Origin of the sequence: Maribacter arcticus (genome assembly GCF_900167935.1) — a bacterium.
Taxonomy (GTDB): Bacteria; Bacteroidota; Bacteroidia; order Flavobacteriales; family Flavobacteriaceae; genus Maribacter; species Maribacter arcticus.
Map to the genome: position 1 here is coordinate 195269 of NZ_FUYL01000010.1, position 11495 is coordinate 206763.

Below are 11495 nucleotides of genomic sequence, written 5' to 3' on the forward strand. Positions count from 1 at the left end.
CATAACTTATTTATTAAAATAAGTTAATAACTACAACCCTATTCATGAAAATTTTTCAGTAATCAATTGTGCATCTTACCGAAAATATACTATTCCTTAACCCTATACGTTATGATAAAAGCCTTTTATGGCACGGCTGTTGAAATAGCTTAATTAAATTCTAAAAATATTAGACATGAAAAAATTTCTACTAGTTGGTTTTATAGGCCTACTACTATCATGTAGCGGGGTTAAGAAAACACAGGAGGCTCTAAATTCTGGTAATTACATGGCTGCTATTAACAAAGCTGTTGTAAATATTGCAGAAAATAAGACAAAAAAAAGCAATCAGACGTACATTGTACTTCTTGAAGAAGGTTATCGTAAGCATACCGAAAGGGAGCTTCAGCATATTAAATTTCTTAAAAAAGATGGTAACCCTGCAAATTTCGAAGAAATTTTCAATACTTACGACCGACTTAAATTGGTTCAAGAAAGTATTCGGCCGTTGTTACCTTTATATATTCAAGATGAAAATAGAAAGGCACAATTCAACTTTAAGAATTATGACGACGAATTAATTGCCGCCAAGCTAAATTTATCTGAATTCCTTTATAACAAGGCAACGACTTTATTAGACAATGCTAATTATAAAACTGATTATAGAATTGCTTTTAGTGATTTAAAATATTTACAGGAGCTAAACCCTAATTATAAAAACGTTGTTGCTAAAATTGATGAAGCATACCAGAAAGGTTTAGATTATGTTATTGTAGAAATGACCAACAACACCGATAAGGTAATCCCAAGAAGATTAGAGGATGAACTATTAAATTTGAATACCTATGGATTAAATAATCATTGGACAGAATACCATACCAATAGAATTCAAAATCAAATCTATGATTACCAAATGGAGGTTTCTTTTCAAGACATCAACATTTCTCCTGAACAAATTAGCGAGAAGCAGATAAGTAAAGAGTGTCAGATTAAGGATGGCTATAGTTTTGTTGAGGACCAAAATGGCAATGTAGTTTCCGATAGTTTAGGAAATAGCATAAAAGTTGACAAGTTTAAAACTGTAAAATGTGATTTCTATCAGTTCACTCAATTTAAGAGTGCTCAAGTTACAGGAGTGGTAAATTTTATAGATTTAAAAAAACAACAGAAAATAAATCAATATCCATTATCGAGTCAATTTGTATTTGAGCATATTTATGCCAACTATAATGGCGATAAAAGAGCTCTAGATAATGATTTGGTTTCTCTTCTACAATTAGCAAGGGTTCCATTCCCCAGCAATGAACAGATGGTATATGATGCCGGAGAAGATTTAAAGAACAACCTTAAGAATATTTTGAATAATCAAAGTTTCAACTAACAAAAAGCCCCGTAAAAACGGGGCTTTTTTTATACGTACTGTTCTAATTTAATATCCGAAATTGATCCGTGAGAATCATGTACTACCACTACCCCGTTTTTAATTATCAATAATTGGGGCGATTGGTGAACCACCCCAAATAACGAGGCCACTTCATGTGAAACATTTCTATTAGCCAGTAAATCTAAAAAATAGAAATCCATCTGACCTTCGTCTAATCCATAGCTACTTTTAAACATATTTAGTACCATTCTACTAATACCACAAGAAGTAGAATGTTTAAAAATAACCTGAGGCCTTGCGCTTGATTGGTTCTTAATCTCCTCTAACTGTGCTATTGTAATTAAAGGCTTCCACGGAATTTCAGAAACATCCTTTCCATCACCGTCCTTAGATTCTCCAAATATTCCACTAAATATTCCCATAAATTCATTAATTTAATATTGCCATTAAGCAAACCGCTATCTGACTAATTGTCATTCAATTCGCTCTAATTCAAGTCATTTTGTCTTGCCATTGTATTTGGTAAGATTCTTGAACATTACCTTTCAAAAGTATTACAAATAACTAAAACTAGAGAAAATGAATATAAATAATTTCACTATAAAATCACAGGAGGCAATTCAAAAAGCCCAGTTGATTGCCCAAGAAATGGGTCATCAACAAATAGAAAATGAACATGTTTTTAAAGCACTTACCGAAGTAGAAGAAAATGTAATGCCTTTTTTACTTAAAAAATTAGGCGTCAATTTTAATCTGGTACAACAAATATTGGAAAAGGAACTTACTAGTTTTCCAAAAGTGGAAGGTGGTGAATTGCAATTTTCAAGAGAAGCGGGCAAAACTCTCAATGAAGCTAGCATAATTGCCAAAGATATGGGTGATGAGTTTGTTTCTCTAGAGCATTTATTCTTGGCTGTATTAAAATCTAAAAGCAAAATAGCTCAAATATTAAAAGACCAAGGGGTCACAGAAAAACATCTTAAAGCAGCTATAGAAGAATTGCGAAAAGGAGATAAGGTTACTTCACAAAGTGCTGAAGAAACGTACAATTCTCTACAGAAATATGCGAAAAATCTAAATGAACTAGCCGATAGCGGTAAATTGGACCCCGTAATTGGTCGCGATGAAGAAATAAGAAGAATACTTCAGATATTATCAAGAAGAACTAAAAATAATCCAATTTTAGTTGGTGAACCAGGTGTAGGTAAAACTGCAATCGTTGAAGGTCTTGCCCATAGAATTATTCAAGGCGATATACCCGAGAACCTTAAAGATAAAGTTATTTACTCTTTAGATATGGGTGCTCTAATTGCTGGCGCTAAATACAAGGGTGAATTTGAGGAAAGATTAAAATCCGTAATTAAAGAGGTTGTTAGTGCAGATGGCAACATCATTCTGTTTATTGACGAAATTCATACGTTAATTGGTGCCGGTGGTGGTCAAGGTGCTATGGATGCCGCTAATATTCTAAAACCAGCATTAGCTAGAGGAGAATTAAGATCTATTGGGGCTACAACTTTAGATGAATACCAAAAGTATTTTGAGAAGGATAAGGCATTGGAAAGAAGATTCCAAAAAGTTATAGTTGACCAACCAGATACCGAAAGTGCAATATCTATTCTAAGAGGTATTAAAGAAAAGTATGAAGCTCATCACAAGGTACGCATCAAAGATGAAGCTGTAATTGCTGCTGTAGAGTTATCTCAACGGTATATTACAAATAGGTTTTTACCCGATAAGGCAATTGACCTAATGGATGAGGCTGCATCTAAACTTAGAATGGAAATCAACTCCAAACCAGAGGAGTTAGACGTTCTTGACCGAAAGATAATGCAATTGGAAATTGAAATTGAAGCAATTAAAAGGGAAGATGATAAGCAAAAACTTAAAATCTTAAACTTAGATCTAGCTAATGTGAAAGAAGAGCGTAATGAGATTTACGCTCAATGGGAAAGTGAAAAAACAGTTGTAGATAATATTCAACAAACTAAGTTAGATATTGAAAATTTTAAAGCAGAAGCAGAAAGGGCTGAACGTAATGGCGACTATGGTAAGGTAGCTGAAATTAGATATGGAAAAATTAAAGAGGCGCAGGAAAATCTGACAAAATTACAAGATGATTTAGCAGCACAGCAACACTCTGGAACCCTAATTAAAGAAGAAGTTACTAGCGAGGACATTGCAGAGGTAGTAGCAAAATGGACAGGAATTCCTGTGAATAAAATGTTACAAAGTGAGCGGGAGAAATTGTTGAAACTTGAGGAAGTATTGCACAGACGGGTGGTTGGTCAGGAAGAAGCTATTCAAGCAGTTTCTGACGCTATTCGAAGAAGTCGAGCCGGATTACAGGATGCAAAAAAACCAATAGGCTCCTTCTTGTTTCTTGGTACTACCGGAGTTGGTAAAACTGAACTAGCAAAAACGCTTGCATCCTATCTTTTTGATGATGAAAACGCCATGACACGTATAGATATGAGCGAATATCAAGAGAGACATGCAGTGAGCAGATTGGTTGGTGCTCCTCCAGGATACATTGGTTACGATGAGGGTGGTCAATTGACTGAAGCCGTGAGAAGAAGACCATATTCTGTGGTACTCTTAGACGAAATAGAAAAGGCGCATCCTGACACATTCAATATTTTGTTGCAGGTTCTAGACGAAGGTAGACTGACTGATAATAAAGGTAGAGTTGCGGACTTTAAGAATACCATCATTATTATGACGAGCAACATGGGTAGCCAAATTATACAGGATACATTTGAAAACTCAAAAGATATCCCTAGTGCTACTGAAACTGCAAGAGAAGAAGTTCTTGGTTTATTGAAGAATACTGTACGCCCAGAATTTATCAATAGAATTGATGACATTGTTATGTTTACTCCCTTAACCAAAAAGAATATTAAGGAAATCGTAAGACTTCAATTAGAATCGCTAAAGAAAATGTTGATGAAGCAACAGATTACCTTAGAGGCTACCGAAGAAGCTATAGCTTATTTGGCCGAAAAAGGTTTTGACCCTCAATTTGGGGCAAGACCCGTAAAACGAACAATACAAAAAGAAGTTTTGAATAATATGTCTAAATCACTTTTAAGTGGCGAGATAAAAGCTGATAGTGTTGTATTGCTAGATGCCTTTGACAATGCTTTGGTTTTTAGAAATCAAGAAGATATCATGGTTTAATCACTTAAAAATGTAAAAAAGCGTTCTTATTTTTAATAAGGACGCTTTTTTTTATCAACAATATATACCATACAGTATAGATTTTTTATATTCGCATAAAACAGTCGCAAAATGTCAACTAAAGCCGAAAGAACTACCGCTTATATTATTGAGACTGTTGCACCTGTTTTCAATAAGCACGGCTACGTAGGCACAAGCATGAGCGATTTAACAGAAGCGACCAATTTAACCAAGGGTGCGCTTTATGGTAATTTTGAAAATAAAGAGGCTCTTGCTTTATCTGCTTTCGAATATAATCGCAATCTCCTATTAACAGCTATTGATGAACATTTGTCCGTAGAAGGAAAAGCGATGAAAAAGATTGAAAATCTTATTGAGTTTTATAAGAAATACGACATATTCACATTGACCATGGGTGGCTGCCCTATTTTAAATGTTGGCATAGATGCCCAACATAACAATAGATTGTTAGCCGCAGCGGCTAAAGAAACTATAAAAGAGATTGAAGGTAAAATCGCCTTGATTTTCGAAAGCGGTATCAATAATGGTGAGTTTAAACTTCCGGTCACGCCATTACAATTCTCAAAACAATTATTTACAATAATACAAGGTTCTATTGCCATGGCTACCCTAACAAAAGACCGAAAATATCTTTTAAATACGGTTACCTATTTAGATGTTCTTATTAAAAGAGAACTCAAATAAACTTACGCCTATCTATTTAACTATAATAGATTAATGAAATAATTGTGATTAATCTATTATTACTCACCAGTTACTCTAAATATCCAAATCTTCTCTTTGTATTTTCCACCTAGGTTAGAATCTCTGGCCTCTCTAGCTTCTTTTATAGAATTGTATTTAGCAAGGTATACATAATTGTATTTATTCAATTCTCTATAAAAAGATTTTGCTTCAATACCTTTTTTCTTCATATCCACCAAAAATGCATCTAAGTACTTTTTCGTTCCAAAGACATTGGCTATCAAATAATACCCTGGTGATAAAGACCCTTCTTTAGTAACCTCTTCATACTTTTCCCCAGCTTTAGGCTTAACAATCTCATTTCTTGCAGCAAATTCTGCTTTCTGCTTCTCAGCTTCAGCCAATAGCACCTCACTCTGAGCAATAGAGTCTTGTCTTTGTTTTTGAACAAGTGCAACTGCTTCTTCTTCCTTCCTAATTACTATAGCTATTGAATCTTGTTTTCTTTGTTGCTGTAAAGCTCTAGAAGCCGCCAAAGCTTGCTCTGCTTTTGCATTAGTAATAGAATCTCGTTTTCTTCTAATATCTCTTTTAGACTCTTTTACAGCAAGGTCTGTTTGTCTTGATGCTTCAACTATAGAATCATTTATCCTGTTAGATTCTATAAGCGCTAAACGTTCTTGTTTTTTGGCCTCACGTTTAATGGCCATTTCTTCTTCTTTAGTTAATTCTTGAGATACTACACCTTCCTCTAGGTCTGGTTTAACAATTAAGCTTTCTTCTTTTCTTTTTTCCTCTTCCGCTATTAATTGTTCTTCAAGCTTTTCTTCAGGCGTCTCTATTGTTCCTAACTTGTATGAGGTTACAAATTCAAAAGAAGGATCCTGCCCTTTTATGTCAGCACTAGTACCCACTTCAATCAATGCTCCTATAGATAATCGTTTAAAAAAACGTCCACCTAATCCTCCTGAAAATCCATAAAAACTATTGTAACCCGCTTGGGCCCAATATTTATTAGTAGTTAGTAATGATGTTAAACCAACTTGATTATCCAATCCAGGAATGGTCTTATAATATATTGATGGTCTTAAAATGGAACTATTATCTGTACTTAGGATTGAAAGTGGAAAATCATAACTAGCCAATGCTAAAAACATACGTTCATCGGGACTAGAATTTCGTTCGTTTTTACTGAAGTTATAATCAAATAAATTTTCTGAAACCAAACCAATGTTAAATCTATCTATGCTCAAATTTATACCAGGCGCCATTTGCACAATAAAATCATTCGTAATTGAAGTTTGAATGGGGTTTGGAACAAAAAAACGTTCATCAGCAAGCTTTTGTTGAAATGCAAATAAATTAAGTCCGACACCTAAAAACACCTTTTCACTTAACTCAATGTTATATGCATAGTTTAAAACTGCCCCTGTATTTAAAAAAATACCAGTATTATGCTGAAAAAAACCTGCACCTGCAGCAGAAACTTCATTTAATCGCGTAGTGTAATTTAAGAATAATGAAGTTGGGTCGGCATCGTATGCTTGCCATTGCCATCTTGCCCATAAAGCAACAGATGATGGATTATTGCGATCTAAACTATATGCAGGGTTTATGAGACTCCCATTATACTCTGTAAGATTTAGCTGCCTAAAATCACTAGGCAGTACAACTTCTTGAGCCTTAAGACCTAGAACTACAAAACCAATAAGAAGTGCCCCACAAAAATTTTTCATATGCAAAAAAACAAAAAATAGACTATTTATAGTACTATTTTGAAGTAATTTTAGTTATTAAATTAATACATCAAACAAATTTTCATGAAAGCCATAAAATTTCTTCTTTTTACATGCCTATTAATCAGTCTTTCTTGTAAAGATGAGGTTGTTATAGATACTTCGCAAGATCAAACATCCGTTTCAACATTTTACTTAATTAGACATGCAGAAAAGGTTAGAAGCAATCCTGATGATTCTGACCCTGAACTTAATCAAAAAGGATTAGGTAGAGCCATGCATTGGGCAGAAATTCTTGCAGATGTTGATTTAGACGCCATATATTCTACAGACTATAATAGAACTTCTATGACTGCAGCCCCAACATCGGTAAAGAAAAATATTGATGTACAGTATTACGACCCAAGCTCTCTAGACATCACACAATTTAAAACCAACAATCTAAATAAAAATGTTTTAATAGTTGGGCATAGCAATACTACGCCAGAGTTTGTAAACAAATTGATTGATGAAGAACGTTATTCTGATATCGATGATAGCGAAAATGGAATTTTATTTATAGTACAGATTGTAAACGGAAGACCTACGGTAAATAAACTTATTTTCAACTGCAACTGTCCAGATTAACATTCTATTCTTTCAAAACCTCTAATACCATTTTCAAATAGTTTAAAAAGGTTAAGACATTCATTCAATTGTTCTTACTTTTGTCATCAATGCAAAACACGATCAACATAAGGAATAAAAAAGCTCATTTCGAATATGAGCTGATGGATAAATTTACGGCCGGCATAGTTTTAGCGGGTACAGAAATTAAGGCCATTAGAGAAGGTCGTGCATCTATTACTGAGAGTTTTTGTGAATTTAATGATAGAGATGAGCTTTTCGTAATTAATATGCAGATTGACGAATACTCACATGCATCTCACTTTAACCACAAACCAAAAGCTGAGCGAAAATTACTTCTACAAAAAAGAGAGCTTAAAAAATTGAGTAAAGAGGTGAAAACTTCTGGTTTAACTATTGTTCCTCTTCGTGTATTCTTAAATGATAGAGGTCTTGCTAAAATGCAAATAGCTCTGGCAAAAGGTAAAAAACTTTATGATAAAAGAGATTCCATTAAAGATCGTGACAATAAGCGTGACCTCGCACGTGTAAAAAAGAATTTTAATAACTAGTTAGTTCTTATTCTCTAATAAAGGTACAAATCGAAACGACCCATATTCAGACTTCGAAAATTCCTTTTCAGTAGTTCGTACAAACAAGGTCATAATTTGTTCTTCAAACCCTATAGGAATTACTAACCTACCCCCTACTTTTAACTGTGAAAGCAATGCTTTTGGTACTTCAGGAGCGCCTGCCGTAACAATGATACGATCAAATGGCGCCTGCTCTGGCAAGCCCTTATAACCGTCTCCAAAAATCAGTTTCTTAGGTCGATAGCCCATTTTCTTAAAAAATAAATTGGTTTTCTTAAACAGCTCAAGTTGTCTTTCAATAGTATAGACTTTAACTTTTAACTTTAAAAGAATAGCAGTCTGGTAACCACTACCTGTACCTATCTCCAAAACTTTTTGCCCTTCTTTTAATTGCAGCAATTCAGTTTGAAAAGCAACAGTAAATGGATGCGATATTGTTTGATTAGCAGCTATAGGAAATGCTTTATTTTGGTAAGCATGGCCCTCAAAGCTACTATCCATAAATAAATGCCGCGGAATTTCACGAACGGCATCGAGTACCTTTTTATCGGTTATTCCTTTTTCTTCTAATAATTGCGCTAAATGGTTGCGCATGCCTCTATGCTTAAAGGTATCTTTCAATGGTAGTTGGTTTGACTTTCAAAGTTAGCAAAGATCTTCTAACAACAGAAGAACCTGTTTAAAACTTAAGTCAATAAATGATAAAATTGAAATAGTCCATAGGATAAAACTACCTAACTATGTGTATTTTTGAACAAAACGAAACAAATGCTAAAAGTTGGTGTTTTAGGAGCTGGTCATCTTGGTAAAATCCACCTTAGACTTCTAAATGAATCTAAAAAGTATGAACTAATTGGGTTCCATGATGCAGATAACTCTAATGGAGAAAAGGTAAGCGCCGATTTCGGGTACACCTATTTTAAAAATCTTGATGATTTAATAGATGCTGTAGATGTTATAGACATTGTAACCCCTACTCTTTCTCATTATGAATGTGCGAAAAAATCTATTGAAAAAGGAAAGCATATTTTCATTGAAAAACCGATTACCCATACTCTAGAAGAAGCCAATTCACTATTAGCCTTAGAGACTAAATATGGTGTAAAAGGTCAGGTTGGACATGTGGAACGATTCAATCCTGCATTTACCGCAGTAAAAAATGCCATAAAACAGCCCATGTTCATTGAAAGTCATCGTTTAGCTGAGTTTAATCCAAGAGGTACCGATGTGCCTGTGGTTTTGGATTTAATGATTCATGATATCGATGCAATTTTAAGTGTTGTAAATTCTGAAGTAAAACAAATAAATGCAAGTGGTGTATCGGTAATTAGCCAATCGCCAGATATTGCAAACGCTAGGTTAGAATTTGAAAATGGTTGTGTTGCGAATTTAACGGCTAGCAGAATTTCATTGAAAAATATGAGGAAATCTCGTTTTTTTCAAAAAGATGCTTATATCTCTGTTGATTTTCTTGAGAAGAAAGTAGAAGTCGTTAAAATGAAAGATGCACCAAAAGAACCTGGTGATTTTGATATGATTCTACAAAATGCCGAAGGAATCAAAAAACAGATTTACTTTGAAAATCCGTCGATTGAAACTAATAACGCTATTTTAGATGAGCTTGAATCGTTTGCAGACGCCATAAACAATAATACAACACCAATTGTCAGTTTAACACAAGGTACTCAAGCCCTTAAAGTAGCTTTACAAATTATTGCTGCATTTAATCCAAAGAAAATATGAAAAAAATTGGTGTAATAGGTTCTGGTACTATGGGTAATGGTATTGCCCATGTCTTCGCCCAAAACGGATTTCAAGTACATTTAATTGATGTTTCTCAAGATGCACTTGATAAGGGAGTTGCCACCATTGCCAATAATTTGAATCGGATGTTGTCTAAGGAGAAAATTTCAAGCTTAGATAGGGATAATACACTTTCGAACATTACACAGTTTACTGATTTAAAATCGGGTATTTCTGGTACAGGTTTAGTGATTGAAGCTGCCACTGAAAATTTAGCTATTAAACTGAGTATTTTTAAAGATTTGGACGCCATATGTGATTCAAATACAATTTTAGCCTCCAATACGTCATCAATTTCTATAACGCAAATAGCAGCGTCCACCAACAGACCGGATAAGGTCATCGGTATGCATTTCATGAACCCAGTGCCTATAATGACCTTAGTTGAAATTATACGTGGTTACAGCACATCAGACGCTACGACCAAAACGATAATGGAGCTTTCTAAAAAATTAGGAAAAACTCCTACCGAGGTTAACGATTACCCAGGTTTTGTTGCAAATAGAATATTAATGCCTATGATTAATGAGGCGATAGAAACCTTACATCATGGGGTTGCCGGTGTTCAAGAAATAGATACCGTAATGAAACTGGGCATGGCTCACCCCATGGGACCATTACAATTGGCAGATTTCATAGGTCTAGATGTTTGTCTTTCTATTTTAAATGTAATGCATGACGGATTTAAAAATGCAAAATATGCACCTTCACCCCTTTTGGTCAATATGGTTATGGCTGGAAAAAAAGGTGTTAAATCCGGAGAAGGATTTTATAATTATTCCGAAAGTAGAAAAGCAGAAAAAGTATCAAGTCAATTCGAAAATTAAAATTTTTACATAACAGAATATACTATGTCCATAAAGGAAAATCTTTCCTCCATTTTAAGTACCCTGCCCGAATCTGTAACCTTAGTTGCCGTTTCAAAGACTAAACCTATATCAGACCTTCAACAAGTTTATGATGAAGGCCAACGCATATTTGGAGAAAATAGGGTTCAAGAAATGACAGAAAAATGGGAAAATATGCCGAAAGATATCGAATGGCATATGATAGGTCATCTACAACGAAATAAGGTCAAATACATGGCTGAATATGTTTCTTTAGTACATGGTGTTGATAGTCCTAGATTATTGGCTGAAATAAATAAACAGGCTGAGAAATACAATAGAACCATCTCATGTCTTTTACAAGTGCACATAGCAGAAGAAGATACAAAGTTTGGTTTTGATGAAGATGAATTACTTGCTTTAGTAGAGAATGAAGAATTTAAGGCATATAAACATGTGAAAATTGTTGGTTTAATGGGTATGGCCACATTTACTGATGACATGAATCAGGTACGAAGAGAATTTAAGAGCCTTAAATCATTATACACTAAATTAGAAAACACCTATCCAAATTTCACTATACTATCTATGGGTATGAGTGGAGATTATAAAATTGCCCTAGAAGAAGGAAGCACTATGGTACGTATTGGAAGTAGTATCTTTGGAACGCGAAAATAACCCA

The 11495-nt window shown here is 34.3% G+C and carries 11 protein-coding genes; 8 read left to right on the top strand and 3 right to left on the bottom strand.

Translation table 11 applies throughout. The annotated features are described in order from the left end of the window. Positions 1-175 precede the first annotated feature (175 nt). A complete protein-coding gene (locus B5X55_RS15610) occupies positions 176-1360 on the top strand; it encodes a hypothetical protein (RefSeq protein WP_079513555.1) in 1185 nt (394 codons plus the stop codon). A 29-nt stretch (positions 1361-1389) separates the two neighbouring features. Here B5X55_RS15610 and ytxJ read toward each other — a convergent pair whose 3' ends face one another. Further along, positions 1390-1785, bottom strand: coding sequence for a bacillithiol system redox-active protein YtxJ (gene ytxJ / locus B5X55_RS15615; RefSeq protein WP_079513556.1), 396 nt, complete (start codon positions 1783-1785; stop codon positions 1390-1392). 157 nt (positions 1786-1942) lie between these two features. Here ytxJ and clpB point away from each other — a divergent pair, with 157 nt between their 5' ends. Both clpB and B5X55_RS15625 read left to right on the top strand, forming a co-directional pair. Then, positions 1943-4543: an ATP-dependent chaperone ClpB gene (gene clpB / locus B5X55_RS15620; RefSeq protein ID WP_079513558.1), complete on the top strand. Its 2601-nt coding sequence runs from the start codon at positions 1943-1945 to the stop codon at positions 4541-4543. A 111-nt stretch (positions 4544-4654) separates the two neighbouring features. Further along, on the top strand, positions 4655-5248 hold the full coding sequence (locus B5X55_RS15625; RefSeq protein ID WP_079513560.1) for a TetR/AcrR family transcriptional regulator: 594 nt from the start codon (positions 4655-4657) through the stop codon (positions 5246-5248). Between the two features lie 59 nt (positions 5249-5307). On the opposite strand, the gene B5X55_RS15630 is transcribed toward B5X55_RS15625, so the two are convergent. Further along, on the bottom strand, positions 5308-6984 hold the full coding sequence (locus B5X55_RS15630; RefSeq protein WP_079513562.1) for a PorP/SprF family type IX secretion system membrane protein: 1677 nt from the start codon (positions 6982-6984) through the stop codon (positions 5308-5310). A gap of 84 nt (positions 6985-7068) precedes the next feature. Between B5X55_RS15630 and B5X55_RS15635 the strand changes: the two genes are divergently transcribed. Together B5X55_RS15635 and smpB are read left to right on the top strand one after the other, a co-directional pair. Then, complete coding sequence (locus tag B5X55_RS15635) at positions 7069-7611, top strand: SixA phosphatase family protein (RefSeq protein WP_079513564.1); 543 nt, start codon at positions 7069-7071, stop codon at positions 7609-7611. A gap of 89 nt (positions 7612-7700) precedes the next feature. Next, entirely contained in the window at positions 7701-8162 is a 462-nt protein-coding gene (gene smpB / locus B5X55_RS15640; RefSeq protein ID WP_079513566.1) for an SsrA-binding protein SmpB, read from the top strand. Here smpB and B5X55_RS15645 read toward each other — a convergent pair whose 3' ends face one another. Beyond that, on the bottom strand, positions 8163-8804 hold the full coding sequence (locus B5X55_RS15645) for a protein-L-isoaspartate(D-aspartate) O-methyltransferase (protein ID WP_079513568.1): 642 nt from the start codon (positions 8802-8804) through the stop codon (positions 8163-8165). A 147-nt stretch (positions 8805-8951) separates the two neighbouring features. Here B5X55_RS15645 and B5X55_RS15650 point away from each other — a divergent pair, with 147 nt between their 5' ends. Genes B5X55_RS15650 through B5X55_RS15660 form a run of 3 tightly spaced genes read left to right on the top strand, consistent with a single transcriptional unit; the run spans position 8952 to position 11491 of the window. Further along, entirely contained in the window at positions 8952-9926 is a 975-nt protein-coding gene (locus tag B5X55_RS15650; protein ID WP_079513570.1) for a Gfo/Idh/MocA family protein, read from the top strand. After that, positions 9923-10813: a 3-hydroxyacyl-CoA dehydrogenase family protein gene (locus tag B5X55_RS15655; RefSeq protein ID WP_079513572.1), complete on the top strand. Its 891-nt coding sequence runs from the start codon at positions 9923-9925 to the stop codon at positions 10811-10813. The genes B5X55_RS15650 and B5X55_RS15655 overlap by 4 nt, the downstream gene beginning before the upstream one ends. A 24-nt stretch (positions 10814-10837) precedes the next feature. Beyond that, complete coding sequence (locus B5X55_RS15660; protein WP_079513574.1) at positions 10838-11491, top strand: YggS family pyridoxal phosphate-dependent enzyme; 654 nt, start codon at positions 10838-10840, stop codon at positions 11489-11491. The last annotated feature ends 4 nt before the right edge of the window (positions 11492-11495 follow it).